Below are 15895 nucleotides of genomic sequence, written 5' to 3'. Positions count from 1 at the left end.
CCCGCAACAAGACCGCCTAACACAACCTCCAAAAGCTCAGGAAGGAAGAATACGATGTCGGATGATCATACCTACAGCGTTGCCGCAGACGAACTGCGCCAGTTCATCGAACAGTTCGAACAGCTGGAAGCCGAAAAGAAAGACATCGCCGAGCAGCAAAAAGAGATCATGAGCGAGGCAAAAGCCCGCGGTTATGATACCAAGGTGATGAAAAAGATCATCGCGCTGCGCAAGCGCGACCATGATGATATTGCCGAGGAAGAAGCCATTCTGGAAATGTACAAATCCGCGCTTGGCATGGCCTGATTATGACGGGTCGGGGACTTTTCCCCGACCTGCCACGCCTGGTGCCTTATGGCAGGATGAATTCAACGCCGGGCAGGACCGCAATTTCGGCCACATCCGCGCGATAGTTTTCGGTCACCTGATTGACGATCTCCTGCGTCCATCCCGGTAATTCGATGACCTGATCCAATGTGCCGGGCATGGCATTGCTTTCCAGCACCTCGGAGTAAATCTGGCGTCGTTGCGCGACCGAAACCTGATCCTGACCGCCCATGGCATCGCGCAATCTGGCAATGCCGATGTCGCCAAGAATTTCATGCATGTACAGCAGGCCGCCCGACAGCGGAACATTATTGGGCAGGCCACCGACAAGGCGCAGGACCTCGGGCCAGATCAGGGGCACATCCTCGTGGCACCATACGACGATGCGGCGGCCCTGTGCGGCGCGGACGAGGTTCTGGATCGTGATCCGCCAGCGCAGCTGATGGGGATGACAGCCCTGCATCAGCGCCGTGTAATTGCCGTTCGCCACTTGCGGCAGGATATCTGTCAGCAAGGTCGCAGGGTTGCGCAGGGCGACGTGAAATTCTGCATCTAAAGACGGAAACAGACGCGCCAGTGCTGCAGCGCGTGATCCCATCTGCGGATAGATACCATCCTGTCCGACAGCGCGCCCCGGGGCCCCCATGAAGGTCGGCGTGGACATCACAACGCGGGACGTTTCATCGCTGTCCAGCATCGCGTCCAGCATGATCTGTTCCATTTCGGGGGTGGCGGTGCCGCCATTAAGTGATTTCAGCGCCTCGTCGAACATGCCGCGATGACGGTTGGGGGTGATAATTTCGGTGCCGACCTTTTGCAGGGCCGACCGGTTGTTCAGTAATGTCTTTAGCAGCCGGTCGCCGTCGGTGGCATGGACGCCCATGTGAAAAACCATCTGCATCGATACTGTCCCGTCTTTGAATATGTTCACTTTGGCAGGTCCGGCCCGCAATTGACCGCAGATTAGCTGTCCGGCGTGGACAGTCAAACCGCTTTGGCATATCGCACCTGACATGACCAGCACCGCACCTGACCGATCACATCGGCGCCGTCACGATAACGCCCTGCGTCAAGGAAGCGGCCCCGGCTGGTCCCTGGCCGCAATTCTGGTTGCAGCACTAGTTCTGATGCCGGTGATGGCCGTTGTCTGGATCGCCGCAAATCCCACCGACAATATCTGGCCGCATCTGCTGTCTACGGTCCTACCGCGATATTTCGGCAATACGGTGATCTTGGCCGTCGGAACGGGGGCTTTTGCTGCCGCTATGGGGACGGGGTCGGCATGGCTGGTCAGCATGTATGATTTTCCGGGGCGCAAATGGCTGCAATGGCTGCTGCTGCTGCCTTTGGCGGTTCCGGCCTATATCGGGGCCTATGCATTGGCCGATTTTCTTGATTATTCGGGGCCGGTGCAGATTGCCCTGCGCGGATTTTTCGGCTGGGAAACGGCGCGCGACTACTGGTTCCCGCGCATCCGCTCGATCGAGGCGGCGATTGTGGTGCTGGCCTCGGCGCTTGCGCCCTATGTCTATCTGCTGACCCGCGCCGCATTGCATGAACAATCGGGCAGCGCCTATGAGGTCGCGCGCGCTTTGGGCACCGGTCCTTGGGGATTGTTCCGGCGCGTCGGCCTGCCTTTGGCGCGTCCTGCCATCGTTGCAGGTTCGGCGATCGCGATGATGGAATCCGTCGCAGATTACGGCGTCGTCAGCTATTTCGGGGTCCAGACGCTGAATACCGGCATCTTCACCACATGGCTGGAACGGCGCAATGCCGGTGGCGCGGCACAGATTGCCTGTATCATTCTGCTGATCGTCGTGGTTCTGGCCGTCTGGGAACGCTTTGGTCGCCGCAACGCCCGATATCACCAAAGTGCCCGCCAACTGCGCCCGATCCAGCGCCAGCCATTGGGGCTGGTGTCGGGGCTGGGGGCGATGGTCGCCTGTGCGATTCCCTTCGGGATGGGCTTTGTGCTGCCGGTGGGTGTGATCGTCAGCTATGCGCTGGCCTATCCGCAGGGCTGGGTGTCATCCGGACTGATCCGCGCGGCATGGCATACGGTCAGTCTTGGGGCGATGGCTTCGGTGCTGACAGTGGGGATGGCGCTGATCATGGTTTACGGCACGCGGCTGTCGGGGCGGATGTTGCCGCGTATTCTGCAACCTGTTACCACGGTCGGCTATGCAGCACCCGGCGCGGTGCTGGCGGTGGGGATCCTGATTCCCCTGGCCGCACTGGATCACAAGGTTGCCGACGCGTGGCTGGCCATCACCGGAACCGACCCGGGGCTGTTGCTGACCGGAACGGGGGCGGCAATCGTCTTTTCCTATACCGTGCGGTTCTTTGCCATCGGGCAGGGGGCCATCGACGGGGCATTCACCCGCGTGCCGCCATCGCTGCCGATGGCCGCGCGGTCACTGGGACGCGACAACAATGGCGTGCTGCGCGATGTTTTTTTGCCGCTGATGCGCGGTTCGGTCGGGGCGGCATTGCTGTTGGTGTTCGTGGATTGCGTCAAGGAATTGCCCGCCACGTTGCTGTTGCGGCCATTTAATTACGAAACGCTGGCGACCCGCACACATGAACGCGCAAGCCTTGAAGACCTTGGAAATGCTGCCCCTGCGGCCCTGTTGGTCATGGCTGTGGGCATCCTTGCCGTCATCTTATTGGCAAAAACCAACCTTGGCGGGCGCAAGGATGACTTGCGGAACTGATAAAGTCGCGATATTTGCGCATTCGGATGCCGGTTTAGCTCAGTGGTAGAGCGTCTGCCTTGTAAGCAGGGGGTCGGGGGTTCAAATCCCTCAACCGGCACCAGATTTTCCAAAGAAGACTTGCAAAAACCGAATCCATATTCTATATGGTTCTTGCTACGTTAAATTCTCTGCATCCTGTCTGCTTCCGGCTTCAGTCTGCTTTGTTAATCTGACCAGCCGAGCCACTGCATACTGCGGGTGGCATACACTGACAGGAGATCTCACGATGGCCAACGGCACCGTGAAATGGTTCAACAGCACCAAAGGCTTCGGCTTCATTCAACCCGAAGGCGGCCGCCAGGACGTTTTCCTGCACATCTCCGCTCTTGAGCGCGCTGGTCTGTCGGCTCCTGCCGATGGCCAGAAGGTGACTTATGAGCTGGAGCGTGGCCGCGACGGTCGCGAATCGGCAACGAACGTTCAGTTCGCCTGATCCATCCTTTCTGGATGCGATGAATCGAAGGGCTGCCCGTATGGGCGGCCCTTTTTCTGTTTCCGCGTCCCGGCTTGAGGGTCGGACGCCTTTGTCATAGCACGGCAACATGCGAATTTTATTTCTTGGCGATGTAATGGGCCGCGCGGGCCGTCGGGCGATCTCCGAACGTCTGGCAGGCCTTCGTACAAAGTTGAAAGCCGACCTTGTGGTGGTCAATGCGGAAAACTCCAGCGGAGGGCGCGGGGCGACCGCCGGTCACGCGCAGCTGATTCTTGAATCCGGTGCGGATTGCCTGACCCTTGGCGATCATGCCTTCGATCAGAAGGACATGATGTCCTTTATCGACAAAGAACCGCGGATCGTCCGTCCGTTGAACTTTGCGCGCGATGCGCCCGGACGCGGTGCCACGATCATCAGCGACACCCGCGGCCGCAAGGCGCTGATCACGCAGGCCTTGGGGCAGGTGTTCATGTCGCGCCCCTATGACGATCCGTTTTCGGCGCTGGATGCGGTGCTGCGCGCGCATCCCCCCGGTGGAATGGTGCAGGCGGTTCTGGTCGATATCCACGCCGAAGCCACAAGCGAGAAGATGGCCGTCGGTCATTTCTGCGACGGTCGTGCCAGCGTTGTTGTCGGCACCCATACCCATGTGCCGACTGCCGACGCGCAGGTTCTGCCCCGCGGCACAGCCTATCTGTCGGATGCCGGCATGTGCGGCGATTACGACAGCGTCATCGGGATGGAAAAGACCGAACCGATGCGCCGGTTCATCACCGGCATGCCCCGCGACCGTTTCACCCCCGCCGAGGGCGAGGCGACGCTGTCCGGCGTTCTGGTTGAAACCGACGATAAAACCGGTCTGGCCAAGAATATCCAGCCGGTGCGCGACGGGGGCCGTCTGTCCCAGACGCATCCCGCCTGAAGAACTGCCCGTTCCGTCGCCTTTCGGGGTCGGGGCGGGGGCCGCAACTGCGAAGACGGCTTGCAGCGCTTCGGGGTTCCGGCGCAATATGTGCCGATTGCGGGGCAGGTCCCGCGCCAGGAATGAGTTTTGAATGTTCGGATTTGAATTGACCGGAATGACCGGTTCTGTGGTGACCATTTTCTTGATCATCACGATGCTGACACTGTTCATCCGAGAGACTTATCCGCCGGAAGTGACAGCAATTCTTGGCGCCGTGACGCTGCTAAGCCTTGGTATTCTGGATGTGGACAGCATCGCCGGTGTGCTGTCGAATTCGGCGCCATGGACCATTGCCTTCATGTTTATCATCGTTGGCGGTCTGGTTCGCACAGGTGCGCTGGATTGGATCGGTCAACGCGCCGCGCGCCATGCAGGGGCGCATCCTATTCTGACGCTGGCATCGGTATCCATTCTGGTTTGCGCCATGTCGGCATTCGTCAACAACACCCCGCTGGTGGTTGTCATGATGCCGATTTTCATGCAATTGGCCAAAGAGATGGGAAAATCCCCCTCCAAGCTGCTGATCCCGCTGTCTTATCTCTCGATTCTGGGCGGGACGATGACATTGATCGGCACCTCGACCAACCTGCTAGTGGATGGTGTGGCCCGCGCCTCGGGGATGGAGCATTTCTCGATCTTCGAAATCACATGGGTCGGTTTTCCTATGGCGATCGTCGGCGTGACATATCTGCTGATCTTCGCGCCGCGCCTGTTGCCCAACCGCGATTCCATGTCGCAACTGTTGTCAGGCCGCAGCAAAATGAAATTCTTCACCGAGGTGGCGATCCCCGAAGGATCATCGCTGATCGGTAAAAGTCTTGAAGACGTCGATATCTTCGCCCGTGAAAGCGCCCGTGTGATCGACGTGCTGCGCGGCGACGAATCCCTGCGCCGTGATCTGTCCGCTGTCTTTCTGGAAGAAGGCGACCGTGTCGTCCTTCGCACCCCCATGTCCGAGGTTCTGGGCCTGCAGACCCATAAGGAACTGCGGATGGTGGACAAGCTGTCCTCGGTCCAGACCTCGACGGTCGAGGTGTTGATCACCCCCGGTTGCCATATGGTCGGGCGCAGTCTGGGGTCTATGCGCCTGCGCCGCCGCTATGGTGTCTATGTGCTGGCTGCCCATCGCAAGAACCAGAATATCGGCCGCCAGCTGGATGATCTGGTTGTGCGCGTTGGGGATACGCTGCTGCTGGAAGGGGCCTCGACCGACATCCAGCGCCTTGCCAGCGATATGGACATGGTCGAGGTTTCGGCCCCCTCTGACCGTGCCTATCGCCGCCGCCATGCGCCGATTGTCGTGGCAACGCTGGTGGGCGTCGTTGTGCTGTCGGCATTCGAGGTCGCGCCGATCCTGCTGCTGTCCTTTATCGGTGTTGCGGTGGTGCTGGGCACCCGCTGCATTGACGCAGATGAGGCATTGTCCTTTGTCGATGGCCGACTGATGGCGCTGATTTTTGCCATGCTGGCCGTCGGTGCCGGTCTGGAAAACAGCGGTGCGGTGCAACTGGTGGTCGATAAGGTTGCGCCGTGGCTGGCGACCCTGCCGCCTTGGGCGCTGGTGCTGGCGGTCTATATGCTGTCCACATCATTGACGGAAACGGTGACGAATAACGCTGTGGCGGTCATCGTGACGCCTTTGGCGATCAGCCTTGGCAATTCGCTGGGGGTTGATCCGCGTCCTTTGGTTGTTGCGGTGATGATGGGGGCCTCGGCCAGTTTCGCAACCCCGATCGGATATCAGACCAACACGCTGGTCTATGGTCCGGGTGGTTACCGCTTTACCGACTTTATCAAGGTCGGTCTGCCGTTAAACCTGTTGATGGCTTTGGTGGCATCATTGCTGATCCCGTTGATCTGGCCGCTTTAAGGTTCCCTTTGCAACCTTGTATGAACCGCAATGCTGCTATGCAGCATCGTCGGTTGTGATCCGGACCAAGAAAGCCGATCTATAGCGCAGGGGAGGAAACGACCTGTTCATAACAAGGAGTTTCCAAATGGCGACCATCGCAACTGCAGGCCACAAGACCGCAGCATTTCCGACCAGCGCTCTGCTGGCTCCATTCCGCGCCGTCGGCCGTTTCATGGTCCGTCTGGCCGAAGCCAGCCCGCAAATGCGCGCGCTGAACCATCTGAGCGAAATCTCGGATGAGGATCTTGCTGCCAAAGGCGTGACGCGCGAAAGCGAAATCCGCCGTATCTTGGGCGGTTCTTCCGCTTTGTAAGCTTTTTGCGGTCTGACCGCAGACGTCTTTCGCGGCCCTTTCGGGCCGCGTTTTGCGTTTCAGGGTGTCATAACGGCCAGACGATCAGCAGCAATGGCACGGAAACGGCCATGACGATTACCTCTAACGGCAGGCCCATGCGCCAGTAATCGCCAAAACGGTAATTGCCCGGTCCAAGGATCAGCGTATTGTTCTGATGCCCGATCGGCGTCAGGAATGCGCAGGATGCGGCGACGGCCACCCCCATCAGGAAGGCATCGGGCTGCACGCCAAGCTGTTCGGCCAGACGGATGCTGACGGGGGCCGCAATAATCGTCGTGGCATTATTATTCAGAACATCCGACAGCATCATCGTCGATGCCATCAGCAGGACCAGCGCGATCCACGCGGGGTAGCCTTGGGTCAGATTGGCCAGACCTTTGGCAATCAGGGCTGATCCGCCGGTCTGGTCAAGTGCAAGACCCAAGGGAATCATCGATCCCAGCAGCACAATGACCGGCCAGTCCACATGGTCGTAAAGTTCATGCACGGACAGCACGCCGAAGAGGGTATAAGCGATGATGACGCAGCCAAGCGCGATCGGCATGGTTGTCACCCCGAATGAGGCTGCCACGACCGCCAATGCAAACAGGCCGATGGCCGCGCGCATATGGCGTTCACGCTGGACCGACAGGCTGCCGCCATCAATCCGCAGCAGGCCGGTCGCCGCCAGCATATCCTCGATTCGGCTTTCGGGGACCAGCAACAGCAGCATATCCCCCGACCGCAGCGTCTGGCGTGACAGATCGCGACGCTGTGCCAGCCCGTTGCGACGCATGCCGATCATGATGCTGTCATGGCGATTGGTCAGCCCGAAGGACTGGACCGACCGCCCCGCAATCCCCGAGGCGGCAGGCACCAGACATTCGATCAGCTGCTGGCCTTCGGAATCCTTGCGTGCACGAGGCTCCATCTTGCCATCGGGGAAGGCCAGATCATTCGTCGAACGGAATTCGTCCAGCGCCTGCGGATCGGCGCGCAGAACCATGACATCACCGTCTTCCAGCATCACCTCGTCCAGATTGCCGCTGACATCCTGCCCGTGACGGCGCAGGCCGACGATACGGACAGCTGCTTTGCGGGCTTCGGTCCGCGCATCGGCGATCAGGCGGGCGGCGGTCAGGCTGGCCTCGGTCACGACCAGCGTCGCGACATAGCGGCGTTGCGGGCCGTCAGCGTCGCCAGGGCCATCGCTGTCGGAATTGGGGATCAGCCGCCAGCCGATCAGGCCGATAAAGGCAATGCCCGCCACGGCCACAGCGCCGCCCACCGGCAGAAAATCGAACATCCGGTAAGGTTCGCCCAGCACATCGGCGCGGAACCCCGACACGATCAGGTTCGGCGGCGTGCCGATCAGCGTCAGCATGCCGCCCAGAATGGTCGCGAAGGCCAGTGGCATCAAGGTCAGGCCCGTGGGACGGTTTGCCTTGCGTGCGGTTTGCAAATCAACCGGCATCAACATCGCCAAGGCGGCGATATTGTTCATAAAACCGGACAACACCCCGCCAACCGCCCCGAAAATCATCACATGGGCCGTCGTTCCGCGCTGTTTTGTCGAAATCAGACGCGCCAGCCGTGCCACAGCACCCGAGCGGTTCAGCCCTGCAGTGGCAATCAGCACCAGCGCCACGATCAGGGTTGTAGGGTTGCCGAACCCCGAAAAAGCCGCCTCGGAGGGGACAATTCCCAGCAGAACCGCGGCCATCAGCCCCGCGAATGCGACCAGATCATAGCGCCATCGCCCCCAAAGCATCAGCACAATCATCACGCCCAAAAGGGCAAATAGCATCATCTGTTGGGCTGTCATGGAAATCCTCGTACCGGCCCGAACCGGGGCCTTTGCATGGAACGCGGCATATGCCCTTCCGGTTCGTCTTGCGATGCCCCCCTGCGTTAGACTAAAAGCGCGCAAGATATTTTCACAGAACTGCGAAGGACGACCCGACATGGCAGGTCATTCCAAATGGGCCAACATCCAGCATCGTAAGGGCCGGCAGGACGCCGTCCGGTCGAAGCTGTTTTCAAAGCTGGCCAAAGAAATCACCGTCGCCGCGAAAATGGGCGATCCCGATCCCGAAAAAAACCCGCGTTTGCGTATGGCTGTCAAGGAAGCCAAGGCGAAATCGGTGCCAAAGGACGTGATCGACCGCGCCATCAAGAAATCGATGGTCGGCGAGGGCGAGAACTATGAAGAGATCCGCTATGAGGGGTACGGCCCCAACGGCATCGCCATCATGGTCGAGGCGATGACGGATAACCGCAATCGCACCGCCTCCAACGTCCGCAGCTATTTCACCAAATCTGGCGGCGATATGGGGCAGACCGGTTCGGTGGCCTTCATGTTCGACCGTGTGGGCGAAATCGTCTATCCCGCAGCGGCGGGTGATGCGGATACAGTCATGATGGCCGCGATCGAAGCAGGCGCGGATGATGTGCAAAGCGATGATGAAGGTCACTGGATCTATTGCGGCGACACATCGCTGAACGAGGTTGCCACCGCGCTAGAGGCATCTTTGGGTGAATCCGAAACGGCCAAGCTGATCTGGAAGCCGCAAGCCCCGACCGAAATCTCCGATGTCGAAGCCGCGCAGAAGCTGATGAAGCTGATCGACACGCTGGAAGATGACGATGACGTCCAGAACGTGATTGGCAACTTCGATCTGTCGGAAGAGGTTGCAGGCAGCCTGTAAGGCGCCAGTCGTTGCAAACCAAGGCCGCCGGACAGGGTGACTGTTCCGGCGGCCTTTATATCATCGGGGATGGAATGCTGTCATATTTCGCGGGTCTGGGGACCGGCATGTCGCTGATTCTGGCGATTGGCGCACAGAACGCCTTTGTGCTGAAACAGGGCATTCTGCGCCAGCATATCTTCCTGATCTGTCTGTTCTGCGCGGTGTCCGATGCGCTGCTGATCGTTCTGGGTGTGGCAGGCATGTCGGGTTTCGGCACCCGATGGCCGTGGCTGTTCGAGGCGATGCGTTGGGCCGGTGTGGCGTTTCTGGCCATTTATGGTCTACGAGCCTTTCGTGCGGCATGGCGTGGAGGCGAAGCCCTGCGCCCCCAAGGGCACGTGCGCGGATTGTGGGCGTCGCTGGGAACGATTGCGGCACTGACATGGCTGAACCCGCATGTCTGGTTGGATACGGTGGTGCTGTTGGGCGCAATCTCGGCGCAATGGCCCAGCCCTGCGATTTTTGGGGCGGGGGCTGTCACCGGATCATTCGTGTTTTTCTTTGCGCTTGGTTATGGCGCAAGGTTGCTGGAGCCACTGTTTCGCAAACCCGTCGCGTGGCAATGGCTGGAGGTTGGTGTCGGTTGTGTCATGTGGGCCATCGCATTACGGCTGGCGCTTGGCTAAGGGCTTGCCTTGGCGCGTGAAAGGCGTCACTTGCAGATCATGCAGCATGTAAACTCGACCAGACGTGATATGATCGGCATCGGCTGGATGCTGGTCACGGGGCTGTGCTTTGTTGCGGTCAATACCATTGTGCATGCGCTTGACGGCGCATTGCCCGCACCGCAGGCGGCTTTCATCCGCTTTTTGTTCGGTTTGGTGTTTCTGTTACCTGTGCTTGGACCCGCCATCCGTCGCGCATTTCCGGCGCGGATCTGGGGCATGTTTGCCATTCGCGGGGCATTGCATGCCGTTGCAGTGATTGCGTGGTTTTATGCCATGTCGCGCATCACTGTGGCCGAGGTGACGGCCATCGGCTTTCTTAATCCGATTATTGTGACCATCTGTGCCGCGCTGTTTCTGGGTGAAAAGCTGGCCGCGCGACGGATTGCGGCGATTGGCGTGGCCTTACTGGGCGCATTGATCGTGCTGCGACCCGGTTTGCGGCCATTGGACCCCGGACATCTGTCGCAGGTGGGCGCAGCCATTGCCTTTGGCGCATCCTATCTGGTGGCCAAACGCCTGTCGGATCAGGTGCCTGCGGCAATCGTCGTGGCGATGATGTCGCTGACAGTGTCCATCGGGCTTGCACCGTTGGCATGGGCGCAATGGGTTACGCCCAGTCTGTCACAAGTGGCGTGGCTGGGGCTGGTCGCGGTGTTTGCCACCTCGGGGCATTATGCGATGACGCGGGCGTTTTCAGCAGCGCCTTTGACGGTGACGCAACCGGTGACCTTCGTGCAGCTGATCTGGGCCAGCCTGATCGGCGTGTTTGTGTTTTCCGAACCGATGGACGGTTGGGTCATTCTGGGCGGCGGAATGATGATTGCGGCCATCAGCTATATCACATGGCGTGAGGCGCGGCTGCGCACGCGCACAAAAACCCCCGTCGTCAGCGCCACCAAAATCTGAGGGTATTTGCGTCCCGCGATGGCCGGGGGGCTTCGCACCCCCCGGACCCCCCTGCGGATCAGCGCTGACCCCACAGCGGGGCATGCCGGTTGACGTCCTTGTAAAGCAGATAGCGGAACGGACCGGGACCACCGGCATAGCAGGCCTGCGGGCAGAAGGCGCGCAGCCACATGTAATCGCCGGGTCCAACCTCGACCCAGTCGCGGTTCAGACGATAGACGGCCTTGCCCTCTAGCACGTAGAGCCCGTGCTCCATCACATGGGTTTCGGCAAAGGGGATCGAGCCGCCCGGCTTGAACGTCACCACGGTGATATGCATGTCGTGGCGCAGATCGGCGGGGTCCATGAACCGCGTTGTGCCCCATGCGCCATCGGTATCGGGCATCATCGAGGGCGCAACATCCTGTTCGCGCACCACAATAGGGTCGGGCTTGGAGACACCGGCGGCGGGCTGCCAACGCTTGCGCCACCAATGGAAGCCCGCCGGACCTGCGGTGCGGTTCCAGATTTTCCATGGCATGCCGGGAGGGACATAGGCGAAGGTGCCCGGCGTCAGTTGGTGATCTGTGCCGTCGATGGTGATCTGCAGATCGCCGCCTGTGACGAAGATGGCGTGCTGGATTTCGGGATCGTCATCGGGGGTGTCGGTGCCGCCATGTTCGGCCAGCTCGACAATATATTGGCTGAAGGTTTCGGCAAAACCTGTCAGCGGACGCGCCAGCATCCACATCCGCATGCCCGTCCAGCCGGGCAGATAGCTGGTAACAATGTCGCGCATGACGGTGCGTGGGATGATTGCATAGGCGTCGGTGAAGACTGCGGTATCAGTCGTCATGCCCGTCTGCGGCGGCAGGCCCGCGACGGGTCCGGCATAGGGGACGTGATGCGCGGGTTCGGGCGGCAGCTGGGCGATATCGCCGGTGGGGGCGCCTTTGGGGGGCTGGTCGTTCATGTCAGGGCCTCTTTCAGGCGAAGGTCTGCGATGCGGATAACTTGCGCCTCGGCTGTGGCGCGTTCGGTGGGGGTGTCGTTCTGGACGCGGGTTTGCATGGCGGACAGGATGCTGGCCTTGTCGTTGTCACGCACGGCGATGATGAAGGGAAAGCCGTGTTTGGCGACATAGGCGTCGTTCAATGCAGTGAAATCGGCACGCTCGGCATCGGTCAGGGCGTCAAGACCAGCACTGGCCTGTTCGGCGCTGCTGTCGGCGGTCAGGCGCTTGGCCTGCGCCAGCTTTCCGGCGAGATCGGGGTGGGCGGTCAGCACGCCAAGGCGTTCATCATCGCTTGCGGCGCGAAAGAATTGCGCCATCCGGCCTGACAGACCCACGGCGCTGTCATGCACAGCCCCCATTTCAGCGTCCCAGACCCGTTCAGCGATAAAGGGCGAATGTTCGTAAATGCCGCCAAAGCGGGCCACAAAATCATCGCGGGTCATTTCAGACGGGCGGGTGCGAGGCTGCCACGGGTGGGTTTCGGCCCAGTGGCGGGCGATGTCCAGACGGCTGGCGAACCAGACGTCTTCATGGGCACGCACATGGTCCAGAAACTGCTGGATGGCCTTGGCACGACCAGGGCGGCCCGCAAGGCGGCAATGCAACCCGATGGACATCATCTTGGGCGCGCCTGCTGCGCCTTCGGCATAAAGCACATCAAAACTGTCGCGCAGATAGTCGAAGAATTCCTGCCCCGTGCCGAACCCCTGACCGCTGGAAAAGCGCATGTCATTGGCGTCCATCGTATAGGGCACCATCAGCTGCGGCATGCCCTTGTGGACATGCCAATAGGGCAGGTCGTCGGCGATGGTATCGGCCAGATAGGCAAAGCCGCCTTCCTCGCACCCCAGCGGCACCGTATTCATCGAGGTGCGGCCCTGATAGAAGCCATAGGGACGTTCGCCGGTGACCTGCGTGTGCAGTCGGATGGCTTGGGCAATATGGTCGGCTTCGGTTTCGGCGGGGATGTTGCGATAGTCGATCCATTTCAGGCCATGGGTCGCAATCTCCCATTGGGCGGCCTTCATGGCGGCGACCTGTTCGGGGCTGCGTTCCAGCGCGGTGGCGACGCCGTAAACGGTGACGGGAATATCCTTCAGTAGCCGGTGCAGCCGCCAGAAACCCGACCGCGCGCCATAATCATAGATGGATTCCATGTTCCAGTGCCGCTGACCCTGCCACGGCTGCGCGCCGATAATTTCCGACAGAAACGCCTCGGAGGCGGCATCGCCATGTTCGATGCTGTTTTCGCCGCCCTCTTCGTAATTGACGACGAACTGGACGGCGATCTTCGCGCCACCCGGCCATTGCGGGTCCGGTGTGGTTTCGCCATATCCTGACAGATCGCGGCTGTAGCGCATGTAATCCTCCGAGGCGGGTTGTCTTTGCGTTACAAGACCCTGCCACGCCCGCGCGGGCAAGCGACAGATATGAAATTCTGTATCAACGATTTGGCAAAGATCGCGGGGTCTTTCAAAATCGCGTTGAAAGACTTACGGGCAGGGGACAATTGCGACCGCCTGACGCAGCCCCCAAGCTGCGCCCTGATAGGCGGCCGTCAGAGCCGCATCAGGGGGATCTATGGAACGTTATTTCAAGCTGTCGGCAAAGGGCAGCAGCGTCAGGACAGAAGTGATCGCAGGGATCACGACATTCCTGACCATGGCCTATATCATCTTCGTCAATCCCGACATCCTGTCGACCACCGGCATGGACCGCGATGCCGTGTTTGTGGCGACCTGTCTGGCAGCGGCTGTTGGGTCGCTGGTCATGGGGCTATGGGCGAACTGGCCCATCGGCATGGCACCGGGCATGGGGCTGAACGCATTTTTTGCATTTACGGTCGTCGGGGCCATGGGGTTCAGCTGGCAGCAGGCCTTGGGGGCCGTTTTTATCAGCGGCATCATCTTCCTGTTTTTGTCGATTACCGGCATCCGCAGCTGGCTGATCGCGGGCATTCCCGCATCCATGCGCAGTGCCATTGCGGCAGGCATCGGCTTGTTTCTGGCAATTATTGCCATGAAGTCATCAGGGATTATCGTTGCGAACCCAGACACATTGGTCGCCTTGGGCGATCTGACGGCCACGGGCACTTTGCTAACGATTGCCGGTTTTTTCATCATTGTCGCGCTGGATGCAATGAAGGTGACGGGCGCGATCCTGATCGGCATTCTGGTCATCACGGTTGCGGCCATCGCTCTTGGCGTCAGCCAGTTCGGCGGCGTGATGTCGATGCCGCCCTCGGTCTTGCCAACGTTCCTGCAGCTGGATGTGATGGGCGCGCTGACCTATGGCATTTTTCAGGTCGTGCTGGTGATGGTTCTGGTCGAGGTGTTCGACGCCACAGGCACCCTGATCGGCGTTGCCAAACGCGCGGGCCTGCTGGGCGACGATGAAACCCATAAAAACAGCAACCTCGGGCGGGCGCTGATGGCGGATTCGACCGCAATCACCGCGGGGTCGCTGCTGGGCACCTCATCCACCACCGCTTATGTCGAAAGCGCGTCGGGCGTGCAGGCAGGCGGTCGCACCGGTTTGACGGCAGTTGTTGTTGGTGTGCTGTTCCTGTTGGCAATGTTCTTTGCGCCGCTGGCGGGGTCTGTTCCGGCCTATGCCACGGCACCGGCGCTGCTGTATGTCGCGACGCTGATGCTGCGTGAACTGGCCGAGATCGACTGGGATGACGTGACCGAGGCAGCACCGGCCGTTCTGACCGCCATCGCCATGCCCTTTACCTATTCCATCGCCAACGGTCTGGCATTCGGCTTTATCAGCTATGCCGTGATCAAGCTGCTGACCGGTCGCGCGTCGCAGGTTCATGCCGCGACATGGGTGATCGCCGCGCTGTTCGTGGTGAAGTACGCCTTCTTTGGCGGGCACTGAAACCAAATGGGTGGCGCGGCTATCGGGTCGCGCCGCCCATCGCCTCGGTCAGGGCGGCTGCTGCGGCTTCGACCATGGCACCAAGGGTCTTCACATGCCCCGCCGTGATCCTGTGCGAGGGGCCGCTGACCGACACCCCTGCAATCGCCTCGCCCGACAGATCGAAGACGGGGGCTGCGATGCAGCGCATGCCACGGGTCTTTTCTTCGTCATCGAACGAAAAACCGCGATGGCGGATGCGGGCCATATCGGCTTGCAGGTCTTCGGGGTCGGCCAAGGTCTTATCGGTGAACCGTTCCAGTTCGCCGGACTGCGTCAAGGCAGTAAAAATCTCGGGTCGTCCGAAAGCCAGCAGCGCCTTGCCGATGCCTGATGCATGCAACGGCGACCGCGTGCCGGGGGGAAAGAAGGCACGGATGGTTTCCTGCGTTTCGGCCTGACTGACAAACAGCACATGACTGCCCTGCAAGATGCCCAGATTGGCTGTTTCGCCCGAATGCTCCATCAGGTTGCGCAAAATGGGGCGGGCGCGTTCGACAATGCCGGACCGGCGCATAAAGGCTGACCCCAGCCGGAAGGTCGCGGGGCCGATATTCCATGCCTGCGTGGTCGGGTCGCATTCCACCATCCCGCGCAGCGCCAAGGTATGCAGCACCCGATGCACGGTTGACGGCGGCTGGCCCGCCTTATCCGCCAGTTCGCTGAGTGTCAGCCCTGACCGCAGCGCCAATTGATCCAACAGATCCAGCGCACGGCCCAATGCCTGCACAGTTCCCGGCGTTTCGGGTTCGGCCTTGCGCGGACGGCCACGGCGGCGGGTCGGTTCGGTCATTCTTCTACCTTGGTTAAGATTGTATATCGGGCAGCGCGAAAATCACCAAAAGCCTTTGGAAAAAGCAAGCCTCTGACTTGGTTGTTCTTTTTGCCTTGTGCCACGGTGTGAAAGATTTTTCCAGAAAAATGGC

The 15895-nt window shown here is 60.4% G+C and carries 15 protein-coding genes and 1 tRNA gene; 11 read left to right on the top strand and 5 right to left on the bottom strand.

What is annotated here, in order from left to right:
- Positions 1-54 precede the first annotated feature (54 nt).
- Positions 55-306, top strand: coding sequence for a DUF2312 domain-containing protein (locus tag DWB67_RS08675; RefSeq protein WP_119807134.1), 252 nt, complete (start codon positions 55-57; stop codon positions 304-306).
- Between the two features lie 46 nt (positions 307-352).
- On the opposite strand, the gene DWB67_RS08670 is transcribed toward DWB67_RS08675, so the two are convergent.
- Entirely contained in the window at positions 353-1228 is an 876-nt protein-coding gene (locus tag DWB67_RS08670; RefSeq protein WP_119807133.1) for a hypothetical protein, read from the bottom strand.
- 112 nt (positions 1229-1340) lie between these two features.
- Here DWB67_RS08670 and DWB67_RS08665 point away from each other — a divergent pair, with 112 nt between their 5' ends.
- The 6 genes from DWB67_RS08665 (at position 1341) to DWB67_RS08640 (ending at position 6708) form a co-directional block, all read left to right on the top strand.
- Positions 1341-3041, top strand: a complete 1701-nt coding sequence (locus tag DWB67_RS08665) for an iron ABC transporter permease (protein WP_119807132.1) — start codon at positions 1341-1343, stop codon at positions 3039-3041.
- 28 nt (positions 3042-3069) lie between these two features.
- Positions 3070-3144 (top strand) — tRNA-Thr (locus DWB67_RS08660).
- Positions 3145-3309: 165 nt separating this feature from the next.
- Positions 3310-3516: a cold-shock protein gene (locus tag DWB67_RS08655; RefSeq protein ID WP_072297281.1), complete on the top strand. Its 207-nt coding sequence runs from the start codon at positions 3310-3312 to the stop codon at positions 3514-3516.
- A gap of 109 nt (positions 3517-3625) precedes the next feature.
- A complete protein-coding gene (locus DWB67_RS08650) occupies positions 3626-4441 on the top strand; it encodes a TIGR00282 family metallophosphoesterase (protein ID WP_119807131.1) in 816 nt (271 codons plus the stop codon).
- Between the two features lie 133 nt (positions 4442-4574).
- Entirely contained in the window at positions 4575-6353 is a 1779-nt protein-coding gene (locus tag DWB67_RS08645) for an SLC13 family permease (protein ID WP_119807130.1), read from the top strand.
- Positions 6354-6480: 127 nt separating this feature from the next.
- The gene (locus tag DWB67_RS08640) at positions 6481-6708 is read left to right on the top strand and encodes a hypothetical protein (protein ID WP_119807129.1); all 228 of its coding nucleotides are present in this window, start codon (positions 6481-6483) and stop codon (positions 6706-6708) included.
- Between the two features lie 67 nt (positions 6709-6775).
- On the opposite strand, the gene DWB67_RS08635 is transcribed toward DWB67_RS08640, so the two are convergent.
- The gene (locus DWB67_RS08635) at positions 6776-8554 is read right to left on the bottom strand and encodes an SLC13 family permease (RefSeq protein ID WP_119807128.1); all 1779 of its coding nucleotides are present in this window, start codon (positions 8552-8554) and stop codon (positions 6776-6778) included.
- A gap of 139 nt (positions 8555-8693) precedes the next feature.
- Between DWB67_RS08635 and DWB67_RS08630 the strand changes: the two genes are divergently transcribed.
- From DWB67_RS08630 to DWB67_RS08620, 3 genes are all read left to right on the top strand, one after another.
- Positions 8694-9437: a YebC/PmpR family DNA-binding transcriptional regulator gene (locus DWB67_RS08630; RefSeq protein ID WP_119807127.1), complete on the top strand. Its 744-nt coding sequence runs from the start codon at positions 8694-8696 to the stop codon at positions 9435-9437.
- Between the two features lie 74 nt (positions 9438-9511).
- Positions 9512-10105 carry a LysE/ArgO family amino acid transporter gene (locus tag DWB67_RS08625; RefSeq protein ID WP_119807224.1) on the top strand — a complete coding sequence of 198 codons (594 nt, stop codon included), beginning with the start codon at positions 9512-9514 and terminating at the stop codon, positions 10103-10105.
- Between the two features lie 39 nt (positions 10106-10144).
- Positions 10145-11053 carry a DMT family transporter gene (locus DWB67_RS08620; RefSeq protein WP_255418604.1) on the top strand — a complete coding sequence of 303 codons (909 nt, stop codon included), beginning with the start codon at positions 10145-10147 and terminating at the stop codon, positions 11051-11053.
- A gap of 58 nt (positions 11054-11111) precedes the next feature.
- Here DWB67_RS08620 and DWB67_RS08615 read toward each other — a convergent pair whose 3' ends face one another.
- Both DWB67_RS08615 and puuE read right to left on the bottom strand, forming a co-directional pair.
- Positions 11112-12005 carry a bifunctional allantoicase/(S)-ureidoglycine aminohydrolase gene (locus DWB67_RS08615; RefSeq protein ID WP_119807126.1) on the bottom strand — a complete coding sequence of 298 codons (894 nt, stop codon included), beginning with the start codon at positions 12003-12005 and terminating at the stop codon, positions 11112-11114.
- Positions 12002-13408, bottom strand: coding sequence for an allantoinase PuuE (gene puuE, locus DWB67_RS08610; protein ID WP_119807125.1), 1407 nt, complete (start codon positions 13406-13408; stop codon positions 12002-12004). Before puuE ends, DWB67_RS08615 begins: the two co-directional genes overlap by 4 nt.
- Positions 13409-13628: 220 nt before the next feature.
- Here puuE and DWB67_RS08605 point away from each other — a divergent pair, with 220 nt between their 5' ends.
- Positions 13629-14930, top strand: a complete 1302-nt coding sequence (locus DWB67_RS08605) for an NCS2 family permease (protein ID WP_119807124.1) — start codon at positions 13629-13631, stop codon at positions 14928-14930.
- A gap of 19 nt (positions 14931-14949) precedes the next feature.
- Here DWB67_RS08605 and bhcR read toward each other — a convergent pair whose 3' ends face one another.
- On the bottom strand, positions 14950-15762 hold the full coding sequence (bhcR, locus tag DWB67_RS08600; RefSeq protein WP_119807123.1) for an HTH-type transcriptional regulator BhcR: 813 nt from the start codon (positions 15760-15762) through the stop codon (positions 14950-14952).
- Between the last annotated feature and the right edge of the window lie 133 nt (positions 15763-15895).

It is taken from the genome of Paracoccus sp. JM45 (genome assembly GCF_003590715.1).
In the GTDB taxonomy this organism is placed as follows: domain Bacteria; phylum Pseudomonadota; class Alphaproteobacteria; order Rhodobacterales; family Rhodobacteraceae; genus Paracoccus.
The sequence above is the reverse complement of the archived record's forward strand: the minus strand, read 5'-3'. Positions and strand labels throughout refer to the sequence as shown.

What these genes read in the sequence shown, in the direction of transcription:
- DWB67_RS08650 (WP_119807131.1), top strand. Translation starts at nt 3,626, where the DNA reads ATGCGAATTTTATTTCTTGGCGATGTAATGGGCCGCGCGGGCCGTCGG.
- DWB67_RS08620 (WP_255418604.1), top strand. Translation starts at nt 10,145, where the DNA reads ATGCAGCATGTAAACTCGACCAGACGTGATATGATCGGCATCGGCTGG.
- bhcR (WP_119807123.1), bottom strand. Translation starts at nt 15,762, where the DNA reads ATGACCGAACCGACCCGCCGCCGTGGCCGTCCGCGCAAGGCCGAACCC.
- DWB67_RS08605 (WP_119807124.1), top strand. Translation starts at nt 13,629, where the DNA reads ATGGAACGTTATTTCAAGCTGTCGGCAAAGGGCAGCAGCGTCAGGACA.
- DWB67_RS08640 (WP_119807129.1), top strand. Translation starts at nt 6,481, where the DNA reads ATGGCGACCATCGCAACTGCAGGCCACAAGACCGCAGCATTTCCGACC.
- DWB67_RS08665 (WP_119807132.1), top strand. Translation starts at nt 1,341, where the DNA reads ATGACCAGCACCGCACCTGACCGATCACATCGGCGCCGTCACGATAAC.
- DWB67_RS08635 (WP_119807128.1), bottom strand. Translation starts at nt 8,554, where the DNA reads ATGACAGCCCAACAGATGATGCTATTTGCCCTTTTGGGCGTGATGATT.
- DWB67_RS08670 (WP_119807133.1), bottom strand. Translation starts at nt 1,228, where the DNA reads ATGCAGATGGTTTTTCACATGGGCGTCCATGCCACCGACGGCGACCGG.
- DWB67_RS08615 (WP_119807126.1), bottom strand. Translation starts at nt 12,005, where the DNA reads ATGAACGACCAGCCCCCCAAAGGCGCCCCCACCGGCGATATCGCCCAG.
- DWB67_RS08625 (WP_119807224.1), top strand. Translation starts at nt 9,512, where the DNA reads ATGCTGTCATATTTCGCGGGTCTGGGGACCGGCATGTCGCTGATTCTG.
- DWB67_RS08630 (WP_119807127.1), top strand. Translation starts at nt 8,694, where the DNA reads ATGGCAGGTCATTCCAAATGGGCCAACATCCAGCATCGTAAGGGCCGG.
- puuE (WP_119807125.1), bottom strand. Translation starts at nt 13,408, where the DNA reads ATGCGCTACAGCCGCGATCTGTCAGGATATGGCGAAACCACACCGGAC.
- DWB67_RS08675 (WP_119807134.1), top strand. Translation starts at nt 55, where the DNA reads ATGTCGGATGATCATACCTACAGCGTTGCCGCAGACGAACTGCGCCAG.
- DWB67_RS08645 (WP_119807130.1), top strand. Translation starts at nt 4,575, where the DNA reads ATGTTCGGATTTGAATTGACCGGAATGACCGGTTCTGTGGTGACCATT.
- DWB67_RS08655 (WP_072297281.1), top strand. Translation starts at nt 3,310, where the DNA reads ATGGCCAACGGCACCGTGAAATGGTTCAACAGCACCAAAGGCTTCGGC.